At 38.9% G+C, this 17,860-nt stretch carries 13 protein-coding genes; all 13 read left to right on the top strand.

Annotated features, from left to right (window positions below):
• Positions 1-114 precede the first annotated feature (114 nt).
• Positions 115-2,712 carry an SEC10/PgrA surface exclusion domain-containing protein gene (locus ATE34_RS05865; RefSeq protein WP_084911304.1) on the top strand — a complete coding sequence of 866 codons (2,598 nt, stop codon included), beginning with the start codon at positions 115-117 and terminating at the stop codon, positions 2,710-2,712.
• A gap of 143 nt (positions 2,713-2,855) precedes the next feature.
• Complete coding sequence (locus tag ATE34_RS05860; RefSeq protein WP_084911303.1) at positions 2,856-6,668, top strand: SspB-related isopeptide-forming adhesin; 3,813 nt, start codon at positions 2,856-2,858, stop codon at positions 6,666-6,668.
• A 71-nt stretch (positions 6,669-6,739) separates the two neighbouring features.
• Positions 6,740-7,162: a hypothetical protein gene (locus ATE34_RS05855; RefSeq protein WP_000668392.1), complete on the top strand. Its 423-nt coding sequence runs from the start codon at positions 6,740-6,742 to the stop codon at positions 7,160-7,162.
• 81 nt (positions 7,163-7,243) lie between these two features.
• A complete protein-coding gene (locus tag ATE34_RS05850; RefSeq protein WP_000402889.1) occupies positions 7,244-7,471 on the top strand; it encodes a hypothetical protein in 228 nt (75 codons plus the stop codon).
• A 9-nt stretch (positions 7,472-7,480) separates the two neighbouring features.
• Positions 7,481-8,230, top strand: coding sequence for a hypothetical protein (locus ATE34_RS05845; protein ID WP_001046960.1), 750 nt, complete (start codon positions 7,481-7,483; stop codon positions 8,228-8,230).
• 56 nt (positions 8,231-8,286) lie between these two features.
• Positions 8,287-8,661 carry a hypothetical protein gene (locus tag ATE34_RS05840; RefSeq protein ID WP_000719645.1) on the top strand — a complete coding sequence of 125 codons (375 nt, stop codon included), beginning with the start codon at positions 8,287-8,289 and terminating at the stop codon, positions 8,659-8,661.
• Positions 8,603-10,966, top strand: a complete 2,364-nt coding sequence (locus ATE34_RS05835; RefSeq protein ID WP_084911302.1) for a VirB4-like conjugal transfer ATPase, CD1110 family — start codon at positions 8,603-8,605, stop codon at positions 10,964-10,966. Before ATE34_RS05840 ends, ATE34_RS05835 begins: the two co-directional genes overlap by 59 nt.
• A 10-nt stretch (positions 10,967-10,976) precedes the next feature.
• Entirely contained in the window at positions 10,977-13,682 is a 2,706-nt protein-coding gene (locus ATE34_RS05830) for a phage tail tip lysozyme (RefSeq protein ID WP_084911301.1), read from the top strand.
• 12 nt (positions 13,683-13,694) lie between these two features.
• Positions 13,695-14,351, top strand: a complete 657-nt coding sequence (locus ATE34_RS05825; RefSeq protein WP_084911300.1) for a hypothetical protein — start codon at positions 13,695-13,697, stop codon at positions 14,349-14,351.
• A gap of 10 nt (positions 14,352-14,361) precedes the next feature.
• Positions 14,362-14,601, top strand: coding sequence for a hypothetical protein (locus ATE34_RS05820; protein WP_084911299.1), 240 nt, complete (start codon positions 14,362-14,364; stop codon positions 14,599-14,601).
• A complete protein-coding gene (locus ATE34_RS05815) occupies positions 14,594-15,472 on the top strand; it encodes a hypothetical protein (protein ID WP_084911298.1) in 879 nt (292 codons plus the stop codon). Before ATE34_RS05820 ends, ATE34_RS05815 begins: the two co-directional genes overlap by 8 nt.
• Before the next feature lies 1 nt (position 15,473).
• On the top strand, positions 15,474-16,022 hold the full coding sequence (locus tag ATE34_RS05810; protein ID WP_000434506.1) for a DUF3801 domain-containing protein: 549 nt from the start codon (positions 15,474-15,476) through the stop codon (positions 16,020-16,022).
• Positions 16,019-17,854, top strand: a complete 1,836-nt coding sequence (locus ATE34_RS05805; protein WP_084911297.1) for a VirD4-like conjugal transfer protein, CD1115 family — start codon at positions 16,019-16,021, stop codon at positions 17,852-17,854. The genes ATE34_RS05810 and ATE34_RS05805 overlap by 4 nt, the downstream gene beginning before the upstream one ends.
• The last annotated feature ends 6 nt before the right edge of the window (positions 17,855-17,860 follow it).

The raw sequence follows: 17,860 nt of genomic DNA, 5'->3' as shown, positions 1-17,860 counted from the left end.
GATTCTAGTATATATGACTTTTATCCCAAATAAATTGTATGATAAAATCTCACGAGAACTAAAAGACTATTCAAATAAGCATTATTTTAAGTAATATCAAAAAGGAGAAATCAAATGAAAATGATGAATGAAGTTAAGAAGTTTATGTTGGCTAGCGCAATTGCAACCGCAGCGGTTGGAGTAACGACTCAGGCTTCCGCAGAAGAAGTAAAGCCTACAGAGCCAATTTCAGGGAGCCAACAGAAGACAGCGACTCAAAAAACAGTTACAGAAACTGATGTTGCTATCTCCCAAGCAAATGTGGAGCAGGCAAACACAGTTGTAAAAAAACAGGAGGAGATTGTAAACTCAGCTCAAAATGAGGTGAACGATGCTGAGAAAGTATTTGAAGAAGCAACAGAAGCTGTTACTCAAGCGAAGAAAGTAGTCAAGGAAGCTACCCCTAAAAATATCCAGGATGCAAAAGAAGATGTCTCTGCAAAAGAGGCCGCTCAGAAGAAGGCTCAAGAAGAACTGTCCTCTGCTGAAGAGGAACAAAAGCTAGCTAAAAAGAATGTTACTGATCAGGAAGCAAAAGTCACAGAAGCCACGAGAAAGCTTGCTGACAAAACAAAAGAAGTTACAGATGCAGAACAAATTGTAGCTGAAAAACAGGCTATTTTAGACGGAACTGGTGTTGCAGGCATTGTTGCCAATGCTGAAGCAGCTAAGCGAAACTTAGAAATGAGCGAAGAAGCTGCATCACAAGCTCGAGAGGACTTGAGACTAGCTAAAAAAGCAGATGATCAACGTGCTTCTAAACTGAAACAGGCAGAAGATGAAGTAACGACTACAGAAGCAACTAGATTAGTGAAAGTGGAGGAACTAGATCAAGCAACCACTCACGCTACTAACGTTGAAAATCAGTATCGAGTAGCTAAAGAGAATCTATCTAAGGCTCAAAGTATCCTGGATAGTTTGACAACGACCTCTATCACTTATCCTGCTGGCTATGTAGAAGCTTTAAAGGCTTACTTCAATAACCCCACTGAAGAAAATTCAAATAAGTTACAAGAAATTGCCAAGAAAGGAATGACTGCTGCTGGGTTTAACTCGCCAGATGGAGGTAAAACCTATTACAGTAATCCAACTTCTCCTTTTAAACCGAGCGAAGCGGATAAGCAGAGTGTGATTACAGATATCAATCATTTATCTGCTGAAGTTCAAGATGAACTTGCTGCTTTCAATGCGCATCTGATCAATGATTTTCGTAGATTGATGGGAACAGATGATATTCCAGTTTTAGTGAATCGTGATATGCAGAAAGTGGCACAGAAAGCAACTCAATTATCTACTAATCAGTACGGCCATGACCTAGATGCTTTGAATACTGTTGCGAAAGAAGTTGGTTTGAATCAAGGTAATCAAGGTCTGCTTGCTGAAAACATAGGCTTTCAAAATGCAGGTGATGTAGTAACATTAGCTGATCTGAAACAACAGGCATACAACAACATGATTATGATGCTGTTTTATGATAAACATGCTGATTGGGGCCATGCTTTAAACTTTGCAGGGCTGGATCGTGAGTCGGTTACGATGCAGTATATTGGTGTAGCAACTCGAAAGCTAGATCGTGGTATGGTTGCGATGCACTATGTTGGAACGGATTCTAAAACAATTGATTTGCTGAAAAATGGTTTCCATCAAAATGTTAAAGTTGATACGAAGAACAATCTAGCTAGTCTTCAGGAAAAAATTCAAGTAGCTAGAAATTCTGTGGCACAGGCTCAGGATACTTATGATACTGCAAAAACGTATCATAAGGATGCTCAAGCTAGAAAAACACAAGCACAGACAGAATATACTCAAGCAGAAGTTGTTGCGCAAAATGCAGTGACTCAGCTTAAAGCTATTCAGAATATTACTTTAAAAACTCCTGAAGCAGAAGCTGAGTTGAAGCAGGCAGAAGCAAACCTTAAAAAAGCTGGTTTAGAAAATAAACAAGCGCAAGAGGCTTTGGAACAGTTGAATGCGGACGTACAAAACAAACGTGAAGTACTTGCGTTAGCTAAAGATAAACTAGCTAAAAAACAAACTGAATGGGAATCACTGAATGAAGCTTTGGCTGCTGAGAAAGAGGCATTGATTGCTAAACAAGGTGAACTTACTCGAATTAAAGAACTTGTCCTCAATCGTCAAACCTTACTTTCAGAATCAACTAAAGCCTTAAAAGCATCAAAAGAGCGAGTGGAAGTTTTGAAGAATGCCCCTCAGCTCTTAGAAAAGGCTAAAGTTAATCTAGAAGCTGCTCAAGAAGTTTTGAAAGAAAAGAGATCAGTTCTTGAGTTAGCACTAACAAAACTAGAAACTGCGAAAGCAGACCAGAGAAAGGTATTGGAGGCTCATAAAGAGTTGTTGTCGGCTTATCGTGATTATCTGGAAGCACAACTGGAAATTGAGCGTCAAGAAAAATTGGCTGCTCAGAAAGCTAGTATTGAACTAGCTGGAGGTCATCCGATTCCGGTATTTCAAAATGGTAAGATTGTGAAGTATGTGCAAGATCAAGTTGAAAAACAAGCATCAGAAGTGAAAAATCCAGTCTATCAAGCACCTGCTGCAACATACGAATTACCTAAAACAGGGGAAAAAACTTCTAGTCTTTGGCTCTTGGGGATGGTAACTATTTCACTTTTGAGTTTGTTGAAAATCAAACGAGAATCTAAGGAAAACTAAATTAATTAAAGTCATCAAGATTTCTTGGTGACTTTTAGATTGGAGAAAGAAATGAAAATTATACATTTTAGGGCAAGAGATCCATCAAATTATGTCTAAAGTGAATAATATTGAATACTATATTAAAAATTAAGGAGAAAAAAATGAAATCTAATAATGAGACACGAGCATTCGGATCAATCCGAAAAACAAAACGTTGGGGAACGTGTGGAGTAATTCTTGGTCTAGCTGCTTTATCGCTAGCTATGTCTAATGGTGTTTCTGCCGATGAAATTGCTTCACCTGTATCAACGGCAGAAGTTGCTAATACTGCTTCCAATCTGAAAGACTCCCAGCCAGCACCAACGGCTGACAATCAGGCGGTGATTAGTCAAGCAAATCAAGCACAAGGCTCTGTTTCAGTTGCAGTAGATAATACAAAGGTGGCTGAGGCGGTTGCTAAAGCTAAAGCAGAAGGAGTTAATGTTGTTAAGGATCCTACTGTAGATAAGGGGATGACAACTAGCTCCGATGCGACTCATAAAGCACAGACTGAAATTGTAGCAGCTCAAAATGAACAACAGAAACAGATTGAACAAGCAACCTTGGATTATGTGAATCAAAAGGATGAGCACAAAAAAGAAGTTGATACAGTCATTTCTAACAACAAGAAAATTCAAACAGGAAATCAAGCACTCGAAGATGCATATAAGCAAGCGACTGCTGTAGCTAAAAAGACTCAGGAAGAGTTGAACCAGAGCAAGGAAGCGGTGAAGCAGGAATTTCCAGATGTTAAAATTACCGAAACAACGAAGACAATTACTGTAGACCCAAATTCCAAGAGCTCTTATGATCAGTATACGCAGATCGTTAATACTATTCAAAAATCTAACAAGCAAGCTGTTGTAGATCATGCTGCTAAGGTGAAGCAGGATATTGAAGAACTTGCCAACCGAAATGAGAGTGCAAAAGCAAAAGTGGATGCTGAAAACAAATTGATTATGGCTGCAAATAAAAAGATTGCAGATGATCAGAAGCGCTATGAAAAAGAATTAGCTGAAGCTGAAAAAAATAAGACCAAAGATGGTTGGCTATCAGAGGTTGCAACTCAAGCGCTGGTTTATAAAAATGAACCGAATGCTAAAGTAGATGTCAAAGGAGTAGCAAATTATATTAGTGCTAAGGGATTGGGTGAATCTTTTAAGGATATTAGTCGAATTATTGGGCGAAATGATGAGTTACAAGAGTATGTTACATATTATTCTCACCCTGGAGTTCCTCAGGATTTAAGTCAGAAATCTGATCGCTACTCCTCTAAATTTGAGTTCTATGAAACGAAAGGAACTTTCAACTTTGCTGGTAAAGGTTCAAAAATTGGTGCTGTGACAGCCAAAGTAGGCCAAACCATTACAGTCACTTATTCTGGTTTAGAAAATTCAACCTTCAAAGGAAAACCGATTTCTAGGATGGAATTGGATTTGACAGTTCTTTCTGGTTCTGAAAATATCAAGTCAGATGTTGTATATGGTATCTTTCAAAATCCTACTTATGGAATCGAAGTTGCGACTATGCATAAGGACAGTAACCAGGATTATGATTTGAGGCTTTCGGTGAAACCACGTTTTTATGATGCAAATGGGAATCAGATTGTTTTTGAAGACGATAAAGGGGTGGCTAAACAAGCTAAAGGATTGCTTGCTATTTCAAGCTTAAACTCTAATAAAAACCATGTGGAAACACTCAAGCCAACTGATTCTGCACGTTTTATACCTATTACAGGTTCTTCTATCGTAAAACATGACAATGGTTACGTTTATGCAAACGAAAAGGACAACTCTAATGGTAATCATTTTGGATTAAATAAAAAAGGTATTGTTGATAGCAAAGATAGCCCTTATTTTTGGTATGTGTCAGGTGCAGTTGCCTTGAAAGGAGCTAATCCTGAATATATCTTGCGAATTACTAGTTGGGACAAACTAGGTGATATGAAAGGGGAGGGTCGTTGGACACCATCGATCTGGTTTACAGTAACAAGTGAATTATCAGTTCCTACGGTTACTCCGCCAAGTCCAAACAAGGTGAAGCCACTAAAACCATTTACTCCTGAGAAGCTAAAACCTTCTGAATTGAATTTGCAGACAGTCGCATTACCTCCTAAGCCAAAACCAAAACCGGAAGAAAATATTCCCAAGAAACTGCAACCACCAACGGTACACTACACTGACTATAAACTTTCTACACAGCCTTCAATTAAGAAGTCTGTCCAGAATGCAGATGGTGTGGATGTTGACGGGAAATATGTGGCTAAAAATAGCTTGAATAAGTGGATACTCAACGTAGAGGCGCTTCCTGCTGGTCGCCCTAAGACGACTAGTCTGATGGCGGTTGATCCGACACCAAGTGGCTTTAAGCCAGAAGTCGATTTGATCAAGAAGGATAATCCAAATTGGAATATTGGTTTTGATCAAAACAATAAATTAACAATTAAAGCTACAGAATCTTTATTCAAAGCAGTTAATGGTGATCTAAGCAAGGCTTATAAAATTGCACCTTTCATTTACTGGGGACGGCCGCAAAACGATGCGGCGGACTACGTGAATGGCTTTGAGCTGCTAGTAAATGGTGGCAAGGATAAGGGCGGCTATACTCGCAAGAGTAATATCGTGAAAATCTCAACACCAGGGAAAAAGAATCCGGATCCTAAGAATCCGAACAATCCGAAAGATCCGAATCGTACTGCCATTCAGCCTGAAAAGCACAATTATAATGCGGAAGGGAAGTTGGTAGACGGAAAGGCAATGGCTCCTGAAGCGACCAATCACTATGTCTCTAAAATGACTAACCTCCCTTACAAAGGCGATCAATCTGCAAAAGAAGCAATTCAACGTGGCTTTGGATTCGTTGAAGATTATCCGGACGAAGCAGTAACTCCATTGGAGAGTCAATTTAAGATTCGAGATGCAGAAGGAAAAGAAGCTGATGGACTCAAGATGTACCATGTGCTTTCTAAAGATTCTTTGACTGGTTCTCTAAAGAAAATGGTAGAAGATTCTGGGATTTCTCCAACAGGAGCTTTCTATATGTGGGTAGCTGAGAAGCCAGAAGAATTCTATAAGGCATATATCCAGAAAGGGATGGATCTTTACTTCCATACACCAATGAAAAACAAGCCAGGCTTTACTGGTGAGTACAAAAACCAGGTGCATCAGATTCAGTTCGGAAATGGATACTACTCGGATATAGTGAAAAACCGTGTTTCTATTCCAAAACCAGACAAGGTTAATAAGGATAAGGCTGGTGTGGTAATCAATGGCAAGACCTTGACTCCAGACACCGTTAACTACTATGAGGTGAAGCTGGACTATTCTAAATATAAGGGAATTGAACCAGATAAGGCCTTTATTAAAAAAGGTTTCTTCGGGGTGGATGACTTCCCAGAAGAAGCACTGGACATTGATCAGTCTGGTATTCAGATGCTAGATGAGAATGGAAAAGAAATCAAGGGCCTTTCTTCTAAGATTTACTCTAGCCTAGCAGATGCACCCGAAGAAGTTCAAAAAGCATTTAAAGCTAAGAATAAATCTCCGAAGGGAGCAATTCAAGTCTTTAGCGCAGACGATCCAGAAGCTTTCTTTGAGTCTTATGTTAAGACTGGAAAGGTCATTACATTACGAGTTCCAATGAAGATCAAGAAAGAGTTTGCTCAAAAAGGAGGCGAGTATCAGAATACAGCGTATCAAATTGATTTTGGTCAGCTGTATGAAACACCAACAGTAGTGAATCAGGTACCAAAACCTGAACCAAAACCTGAACCAAAACCTGAGCCAAAAACTCCTGAAGAACATCCGCAACAACCAGAACGAAGCTTGCCATCTACAGGTGAGCAGGCTTCTGCAGAATTGCTGTTAGCTGGTCTGGCAATGGGGGGTGCTGCTGCAGGATTGCTCTACAGTAAGCGCAAGAAAAAAGAGGCTTAGAATACTCTAGGAATCTTTAAAATAAGCTATTTTTATGGTATAATAATGATAAATCGTGGAGGAGTAGGATTATGAAATTTGGGAGTGATTTTTCCTGGTTATGGGTAGCTATTATTAGAATTTTTACGGCTCCCTTTTATATCATTCTTTGGTGTATTAATTTCGTAAAATCAGTTTTTGGAGTTATTATATTTTGGATTGTATCTAAATGCTGTGTTGGGTTAGCCATGTTTTTGCCATTCTGGCTTTTGATTGATATTTTACATTGGGTTAGTCCTTCAGTAGGGGATGATGTTTTTCGGTGGTATGGAATTCATGTTATGGGCTTTGTTCAACGTGCTTGGATTGATGGCGCAGTTCGTGAATTTCCAATTCCTGCAGGCGGAACTAATTTCATTCCATATCCACATATTGAGGTTCCTATTATGATTGTACTTGCTCTTCTGGTAGCTACTATTCGGACGATTTATCGTGAGGAATTTGATGAACTATAAAAATAGAATCGTGCTAAGCACTGTAGGTAATCTCTACAGTGCTTTTTATTATAAAAAATGAAATTAAAAGAGGTAAAACAAATGGAAATCATTACAAAAATTATTACTGGTCTAGGTGTTGTTGGAACAATTACAGGTCTTATTTGGATTTGGAATGGTGCAATTGACTTTATTCAAGGAAGAAAGAATAAAGATAAGCAGAGACAGGATGATGGTTCTGATTCTATGGTTAATGGTGCGTATCTGGCCGTAGCTTCTGCAGGAATTGCAGCCGCAATCGTTGCAGCATTATCACAGCTAAAATTTTAGGAGTAGCCTATGAATTTAGATATTAGAGAGTTGACTAGCTCTCTTTCCAGTTACAGTTTTGATACTAACCAAGCTGTAACCATGATGGCCAATGCTGTCCGACCTATTGGGTATATCCTTTTAGGTCTTTTTTTCTGGTTTGAAATGGCATCATGGTCACAAATGGTCAAGTCGAGGGGAGGTGCGCTAACGCAGAAGATTTGGCTAGAGGCATTGATGAAGTATTTATTTGCTTTCATCTTGATTTCGGCCTCATCCCAAATTTGTGATGCCATTCTGGAATTGCTTAATATTGTCGTGAAGGTAATTGCCCATGTAGTACCCTCACAACTTGATAAATATCAATATGCGCAAGGGGCGGTCAAAGGCTGGTTTGAAAAACTGATTTTTGGTCTAGTTGGCGGTTTAACTGAATTTATTGCTAATATTACGCTGGGAATCATCATCTTCTTACGATATTTAGATTTGTATATGCTCAAAGCCTTGGCTCCATTATTAGTGGCGTTCTTTATGATGGATTCCTTACGCTCTGTTACGATTAACTTCCTGAAATACTTTGCTGCTTCTGCCTTTATTGGAGTTGTTCTAATTGTGGTATCTGTTGTATATAACGGTTTAGTCACTACAGATATGTTAAAAGTTGCGGCAGGATCTAGTGGAAGTTGGGGAACAGCATTTGCTTCAATCGCTAAAGGTGTTATATACATCTTTACACTTGTTGGAACCAGTCGAAAAGCTAAGCAACTTTTAGGAGTGTAATCCATGTCTAGAAAAATTAGAATTGTTCAATGTGATTTTGTATGAAAGGAAAATAATTGAAAAAAATTGGATCAGAATTTTTAAGAGAATTTGAAACCGAGGACAGACCAATTTTATTTGGATTAACAGGTAGAATGATTGTTCTCTACGTATGTTTGATAATAGCTGTCTCAGGGACAATTACGATATATTTCTTTGGTTTACCTGATTGGTACATTTATCTTTGGGATGCTCTATTTGTAGTTCCTGGGGCAATGTACGGTACAGGCATGACCAAGCGAATGCGGATTAAAGAAAAAATCGATTTCTTTTTCCGGATCCAACAAAGAACCTATGAGACAGAATTTGGAAAGGTAGGAATGTATACGAAAGATGAGTTTATTCAAAAGCAAAAGAGAAAAACTAGAAAAAGCAGAAAAGAAAAAAATTGAACGCTTGCGTCGCCAGATGAAACCTACAACGCAAAACACGATCAATTACACACATCTACATGAAGATGGATTGATGCACGTTGCACGTGAGAAGTACTCTCGTAGCTTTATGTTGGGAGATGCTTCTTACTCGACAGCTCAACAAGATGAAAAAGAGAGTATCATCGATACAACGATGGATGCTCTTAATTCACTGGATGAGGGCAGTAACTATCAACTCTTAGTAATCAACCGTCGAGTATCGGATAACTCCTTGCAGAATATCTTGTTTGAAGAAACAAACGATGGCTACGATGACTATCGTGAGGAGTTGAATGGGATGATTAAGGAGCGATTTACAACACATGCTAACAACTTCGAGGTACATAAGTATGTGACCATTTCAACGAACGCTGATGATCGAAAACAGGCTCAGTTGTTACTACAAGATATTGGAGTTTCCCTGGGAACGCAATTTCAGGAATCTGATATTACATTTAAGGAAATGAATGGCTTGGATCGTCTAAAGGTATTTTCTGAATTGTTACGAGATAACCCGTATGTCAATTTTGATTACAGAGAAATTGCTTTATCTGGTTTGTCAACGAAATCATTTATTGCTCCAAATCGGATTGAATTTCAGGAAAAACGGATGGTTATAGATGATCGTTGGTGCAAGGTGCTCTATGCACGTCGCTATCCTAACTGGATGTCTGATCGGCTTATTCGAGATTTGACGACACTGGGGCTGGAGCTGGCTATTACTATCCATGCAGAACCCTATGAGAACGTTGAAATCTTAGAGAAGATTGACGATGCAGAAACAGATGCTGAAATTGGGAAATTACGTTCTAAACGTAAGGCTGCTCAATCTGGTATCTTTGATGATGCGGTCGTTGCTGGTCGTGACCAAGAAATCTCGGAAGCTACCAAGAAGTGGCGAGATGAGATTACTGAGTATGATCAGAAAATCTTCTCTGGCTTTATTGCAGTGTATTTTAAGGCGGATAACCAGGAGGAACTACAACGTAATGAGCAGAAGATTAAGCGTGCTGGTCGGAAGCTAGGGGTAGAATTTGAAGATCTCTATTATTACCAAGAAGAGGCTCTAAATACGGTTTTACCTATCGGTGAGTGTTTCGTAAATGTGAAGAAGAATTTCATGAGAAAGATGACTACAGCTAATATTGCTACGCAAGTCCCTTTTACTAACGTGGATTTGAAGTCTGAAAGCTCACTTGCTCGCTACTATGGTCAAAATCAATTATCAAACAATATCATTACACTAGATCGAAAACGTGATCTGAATACGGGTTCTGGTGTTGTGCTTGGTTCCTCTGGATCTGGTAAGTCTACTACGATTAAGGGTGGAGAAGTCATTCCGACTTTGCTGAAATATCCAGAAGATCGAGTAATCATTGTGGATCCCGAAGATGAATATTCTGATATTGGCCGTGCTTTCGGTGCTCAGATGGTGGATATTTCGATTGGTTCTAAAACACATATCAATCTTTTGGATCTACCAGACCTAGATCGTCTGGATGATGAGGATGACGATCCGATTGGAGATAAGGCAAACTTATTGATGGGATTGTTTGAATCGATTCTATCTGAGGTGACAGATGCACAGATTGGGATTATTGACCGGGTAACAGGTGTGACTTATGAGCGCTATTTGACAGAGGATTTTACTCCAACGTTAAAAGAGTGGCACCAGGTATTGAAGGAACAACCAGAGCCAGAAGCTCAAGATTTGGCTTTGGCAGTGGAAACCTATACAACTGGTTCTCAAGATATTTTCGCTCACAATACCAACGTGGATCTCAATCATCGCTTTGTTATCTTTAATTTGAAGAAGTTGTCTCACAAATTGAAGCCATTCGCTTTGATGGTTATTCAGGATTATATCTGGAATCAAATTGTAGAAAATCAAGGAAAATGTACTACTTGGGTTTACTTTGATGAGATGCAGATTCTATTTAAGAATAAGGCGCAAGCAGACTTCTTTACTACGTTGTATTCACGGATTCGGAAATACGGTGCGATTCCAACAGGGATTACCCAGAACGTAGAAACGCTGGCTGCTGTTGAAGAAGGTCGGAAGTTGCTTTCAAATAGCGAGTTCATGATTTTGCTCAAACAAAAGCCCCAGGATTTGGCTATCTTAAAGGAGATTGTCAATCTGACTGACAAACAGATTCGCTACTTGGCTCGACCAAAAGCTAAAGGTACCGGCTTAATCGTAGCAGGGCCAGTTGTAGTGCCATTTGAGAATCCAATACCTAAGAATACTAAGTTATATAACTTAGTCGCAACAGACGCTTAGGAGTCTCATTATGAATCAGGATCAAGGCAGACCAAACACAATCGGTCATAAGTTAGATCAAAAACTGGAGACGGTTCGGAAGAATTACCGAACTGTTCAACAAGATAGTGCTAAGCAAATGAAGGAGCTAAAAGAACAAACACGTTCTAAGCGCCATATAGTGAAGAAGAGTCGTAAACAATTTAGAGCTTCAAAGGCCAAGGTAAAATCTCTAAACAAGGCATATAAAAGTTTACAGAAACAAGGAAAATCATTAACTCCAGAAGGTGCTAAAAAGTTAGCGTTACTCAAGAAAGAGCTCGATAAGGCAAAACTAGAGAAGAGAGTTTCTAAAAAAGTCTTCAAAGTTGCTCAAGAGGCTAACGGTGGTTCACGTAAGAAGAAGTTTTATCGTGCTACTAAACAGGCTTTAGAACGTTCTGCGAGTCAACAAGCTAGTTCTGCAGCGCATCAGGATGATACACTATCAGATATAGCACGAGCTAAATATCGGTATCAGGATATTCAGATTCAAGGGAAACGGATCAAAACGATTGGGAAATATAGTGGTAAACTTGGCCAAGGAATGGTTAAATCGAGCTATAGCCTTGGAAATAGAGTCTACAATAAGGCTAAGGGTAGAGGCTTCACTCGAACTCCAAGAGAATTTTCTTGGGAAGGAAAACTCTCTCGTCGTATTCAGGATTATAAGAAACGTTTGGTCGCTTCTAAAACTGGGAAAGCTGCCAAGAAGGCTAGGAAGGTCTACCGTGTAGGTTCTAAACCGATTAAAGCTATTATCAAAAATCCATTTGGTTTTAAGGCTTATCTGATTGCTTTTGGTCTGCTTTTGTTTCTGGCAATACTTGGTATTGGTAGTTCAGGAATTACCCGTCAAGATGAGTTTGATATGAATGATACCTGGTTGTATCTTTCAAAATTGGATCGTGAAAAATCTAATGATAAGGTAGATTATTGGACAAAAATTGATGATCCGCTTTTGTACTTGAATTATAAGTATGATGAAGTTTCGGATAAACTTCACATAGACGAAAACAAATATTTTTCGCAAAATAATCTAGGAAAAACTTACTTAAATACGTTATGGAAAGATTTGAATGGGGATAAAGACAATCTTAAAACGATGGAAGAACTATATACTCAGAATGATCTTTACAAACTGAATGAGGATGAGTTAGAAGAGTATAAACAGCTCTTAGAAATTGCTCGAGATAGCGGAAAATATATGTTGCTTCAAGAGTTGGATAATCCGTTTTATACGGATGATCAGCCTGAATCGCAAACTCCACTTCAAATTATTGAGCGGTTTGGGTATAAAACTAAGACGGAAATTTTTAATGGTTCTGTTCTGCAGGCCTCAGGTGGTCAGACTCTATTAGCCGTTTTAGATGGGAAAGTCGAAGTAAATGGCAATGATCTAGAAATCAGTGATGAGAATTCCAAGTTTCTGTATAAGAATGTAGATACGATTCGTTACAAAACAGGAGATCATGTCAAATCTGGAGATATCATTGGAAAGGTGGCATCTGAAGGAAATCAAACGGTCTATTATCAAAAACTAGAACCTGATCGATCAAATAAGAAAGACAAAGATGGTAATGTTGAAAAGAGTTGGACTTATGTCAATGTCGGTTTTTACTTCCAGCGTGTAGAGTACACACAAGCAACGTCTGTTGTTAGCAGTATTGAAACATCTGGAGAGAAGGGAAAACGTGCAAGAGCTTTTGCGGATGCAATCAAAAAGAATATACCAGAAGCAACTGATGAAGGGATTGCAGCCGTTTTGGGAGGATTTGATATTGAGAGTTCCATCACTTTTAAACGCTATGAAACAGACTTTCTAACCAATAATCAATTTGATAAGGTTGCTAAAGAGCCAACTGCAGAAAATCTAGTTGGCAACTGGGGAGCCTTTCAAGCTATGTATCCTACCTTACCTTTAAACGAAAGAGGTTACTTGGTCAATGGATTGCACTATATTGGGATTGGGATTGGTCAATTTACTGGCCCCCGTGCTCTTGCATTGTGGAATTTTGCAAAAGATATGAATGGAGATATTTGGTCTGCGGAAGTTCAAACTAAATTCCTATTAGAAGCAGATGATCCACTTAGACGAGAAGCTTTTAAAAGAATTGTAACCTCAACAGGTTCCGTAGAAGCTCTTGCGGAGGACTTCTTGAATTCTTGGTTGGGGGTTCCAGGGAACAAGCTCTTAGAACGGCAATCTGCGGCTCGTCAATGGTTGAACTTCTTAAAAAATAAAGGAGGTGGTTCGACAGGCATATCTAGCCAGCAAGTTCCAGCAGAATATAAAGATAAGCTCCCTTATGGACTACCTACAGATCAAGCAATTTTAGAAGGCCAAGGTTATTCAGGTAATGCTTATGAACTAGGCAATTGTACTTGGTACGTCTATAATCGCTTTGCTCAGATTGGGATTGGAATTTATCCATATCTGGGTAATGCCAATCAGTGGGTTGACAGTGGTCAAGTTCAAGGATATGAAATTTCAACGACTCCAAAACCAGGTTCTGCAGTTGTATTCATGAATGGTGTAGCTGGAGCATCACCAATCTATGGTCACGTTGCATTCTGTGAGTACGTTAATAGCGATGGTAGTTTCTTGATTTCAGAAATGAACTTTCGTGGTTTATATGTAACGACTTGGCGTACCTTGACACCACAATCAGGCATCTATTTTGTTACCCCTAAATAAGAAAGGAAAAGAATGTATAATCAAAAGTTAATCAAAATGGTCAAGAGACTTCTCATCGGAGTCACTGCTATTTTATGTATTGTCCTGGGCTTTTCTATTGCTCAAGTACAACAGAATTTGAGACAGAATAGTCAAGTTCAGGAAGAGGCGAAGCAAAAACCAGAAGAGAAACAACAGGAACAACTATCTCTTACTGAACAGCAGGTCGAGGACTTTCTAATTGCTTACTATACCAAAAAGGATTTAGAAGAGAATCGTCCACGATATAAGCCTTTTATGACTGATTCTATGTATCAGGAAACTGTTCAAGAAGAACAAAAGCCAGTCAATCAGACCTATAAGGGGTATGTGGTTGACCAATCTTATGAATCTGGCTCTATCTACATTGATAAAACACATAAAGTTGCTTTAGCTCAGATTAAATATACTAGTACAACCTTAACAGAAAAAGATAATCGAGATTCTAAGGGGCTTACTGGTACCACTAAGGCTACAATTCGGTTGACCTATGTGGAGCAATCAGGGAAGCTATTGATTAATAAAATTGAGCCGATCGTCTTGACTGAAGCAAAGGGGCAAAGTATAGGAACTTATTCAGATACTAGCAGTTCAAGTTCGACTTCAGTTTCCTCTGCTGAACAAACGACCTCATCCAGTAGTAGTCGATAAGGAGAATTGAATGAACAAGAGAATAAATCAACTTGAAAATAAACTTGAAAAAATCAGGAGGGACAAGGCGAAAGCGCAACGACAAAAAGAAGAAGCGACTGACAAAATCAAGAACTACACAGTCCAGGAAAGGGATGTGGAGGCTCAACTTTTCGTTGCCCTTTCGGAAGAAAGTGGGCTATCTTATCAGGAAATGAAGGATCTAATCCTTCCAGCACAATCAAGTAACCAAGGAGTGAACCATGTATAAAATTATCAATCAGCTGACTAAACAAGAGGAAACATTTGAGCATCGAGACGAGCTGTTTTCAAAGCTAGAAATCATCAACGAACGAATGAAGAGTAATAGAATAACCGGAACCTATCGGCTTTATTCTCTCGATGCTGAAGGTGAAATCCTACAAGAACTTAGTCTTGAAATACCTTTTGTTGGAATCATTGATCAGTTACTGGAAAATTTTGGTACGAGTACTGGAAAGAAAAAGAGAGGTTTTCTTCATTTTTTAGCAAAACATAAAGAAAATACCTCCTCATCAGCCGAACGAGAACCTCAACCAGATCCTGAATTAGAGGATCTAACGTTAAAGGAAGAGGCTGATATGGCTCGACAAAGAATTGCTGAGCTAGTTTCTCAGAAGCCTCGAGATCAGGTTGGAGAGGAAGTGCCTTTGGAAGATAAAATTAACTATTCTTCTAGTGAATGGACTACGGATCATTTCAGTAGATTAGATGAAAATGAGGAAGAACAAGTAGAACCTTCACAAGATGAAAATACACAGGATGCAGCTACAGAAGAAGTATCACCGGTTGTTGAAACATTTACTCAGAAAGAGAATAAAATGATTCCTGATCAAAAGGTTGAATCTTCTTTCTCTCTTTCTCATGCGACTACAGTAAATTTACCTTCAGAGGTTATTGATAGTTTTGAGGCTCAGACGATTACTTATAAGCAATCTATTAAAAATAAAATCAAATCTAACGAAGATTTTATCAAAGAAGCAAACGAGGAAATTGCCCAGTGCCAAAATAGGATCGATGAGTTGCAACAACAGATTTTGACTAAAGAATCTCAAGCCACTCAATTGAAAGATCTTTATTTCAAAATTGAAGAGGTGAGCTAAAATGGAACAAGAACAAGTGGTAGCCCAGTTAGGACGGGCAACTCTTGTGACAGGAGAAGTAATTTTAAAAGGTCTTTTCCTGGTGTGCTCTAAAGGAATTGAAATTTATCAAGCCAGAGGGGAGAATGTAGTCTTTACTGGTGAGACAGACTGGAATAAATTCATGGCAACAGCAGATGCTAAAGAAGTCCAGCAATTATTACATAATGAAGTCAATCTCGAGGCAGTTCGAAAAGAACTTGGCCAATACGGGATTGGCTTTTCTTTTTATACACACCCTGATGGTAAGACAACTCTTGCTTTCAATGCAAAAGATAAAGGTGTTGTCGAACAAGCCTTTAAGGATGTACTAGAAGGCATCACAAGAGATCCGAAAGGATTCAATGAGCGAAACCTTAAAAATGGTAAAACAACTTCTTTTGAGGAGAAATTGCAACATTTCAAAGCAGTGGAACAAGAGAAAATTGCTTCCCTCCAGGTAAACATTCATACGAAGGAGTTTGTTCTTCCGGAAAATATCGAACCACAGATTGGAGGGAAAATGAAATGATTACAGAAAAGAAGAAACGGAGACTTAGACCATATTTGTTGTTAGGATTAGGCCTATTTTATCTCTTTCATTGGCTTTTTAAACTGTGGCTGTTAGCACCAGATACCGATTCAGTAACGGATGTATTTGGACTTGGAAAGCTTAACTGGATGAGCGACCATCTAAGCGATAACTCTTGGATTGATTTTCAATTTACTCCTGCTTCTTTATTGGTTGGTATGGGCGGATTTTTGATTGCTTTTCTACTGTATTTGAGAGTAACGGATACGGGGACTTACCGTTATGGAGAAGAACATGGATCAGCTCGTTTTGCGACAAGAGAAGAGTTAATGAGATTCCGAGACGAAGAACCTGAAAAGAATATAGTCTTCACTCAAAATAGCCAGATGGGACTATTTAATAACCGTTTGAGTTTTGAAAATCAAATTAATAAAAATGTCTTGGTATATGGAGGTACGGGGGACTGGAAGACACGGAGTTTTGTAAAGCCAAATTTATTACAAGGGAACTCTAGCTTTGTGACAACGGATACCAAAGGACTTCTCATTCATGAGACTGGGAAATCTCTACTGGGAAAAGGCTATAAGATGAAAATTTTTGATCTGATTACCTTTCTGAATTCCGATGGTTTCAACGTTTTTAGATATGTTCATAATGAAATGGATATAGACCGAGTGTCAGAGGCGATCACGGAATCTTTGAATAGAAATGATCATGAAAGCGATCCTTTCTGGCCGGCGGCCAATAAGCTTTTGATGCGTTCTCTTATTGGCTATCTTTATTTTGACAGCCAGCTTGATCATTATATGCCAAATCTAGGTCAAGTCACGGATATGATTCGGGAATTGAGACGGAATCATCCAGAAGCGGAAAGTCCAGTTGAATTAATGTTTGAAGATTTGGAGCGGAGATTGCCGGGGAATTATGCTTGCAGGCAGTGGAGCTTGTTTAATAAAAACTTTGATGGTCAGACACGAGCTTCTGTTTATGCCATTTTTGCGACTACTTTCTCAGTGTTTGACCATGAACAGCTGAGAAAGATTATTGAAAAAGACACGCTGGAGATTGAGAAATGGAATATAGAAAAGACTGCTGTATTCATTCATATTCCAGAAGTAGATCCAGCTTATCAGTTTTTGTCTGCCCTTCTTTTTAGTACCATTTTTGATGTCTTGATAAAGACTGCAGATGCAATTTTGCTAGGTGAGCATCCAACAAAGTCTAAAAAGGATTTACTGCATGTTCAGATAGAGGCGGATGAGTTTGGACAGATTGGCAAGATTCCTAATCTGCCACCGATTATCTCTGTTATTCGGTCTCGAGAAATCTCTATTAAAATGATGGTTCAATCTCAAAGTCAGATTGAAGTATTATACGGTAAAGAGAACACGAAAACAATTATCAATAACTGTGGGGCTATTCTTTATCTGGGGACAAATGATCCGGATACTTTGAGAGCTTTATCTGAGCGATCTGGTAAGCAGACTTTGAATGATCAGAACTATAGCGAGAGTAGGGGAAGAAATGGCAGTAGTTCCAAGCAGAACTCCAAAATTGGCCGGGAATTGTTGACACCGCATGAGGTTGCTACAATTGGAACAACAGAAGCCCTGCTCTTCCTATCCAAACAAAATGTTTTTCGAGATCAAAAATTTAACCTGGACACGCATCCAAGAGCCCACCTCTTAAGTAATGGCCCGAACGATGATAACTGGTATCGTTACAAGCGATATCTAAGCGATATTGATGAGTGGAAAGACCAGGTTGGGGAAGAAAATGTTATTCATATTGGGATTAAGGAAGTCGAGGAAGTTCCTCTCAAAGTGAGTTAGAAAGGA

It is taken from the genome of Streptococcus oralis subsp. tigurinus (assembly GCF_002093545.1).
GTDB lineage: Bacteria > Bacillota > Bacilli > Lactobacillales > Streptococcaceae > Streptococcus > Streptococcus oralis_C.
Note: the sequence above shows the minus strand (reverse complement) of the source record. Positions and strands in the feature narration are given on the sequence as shown.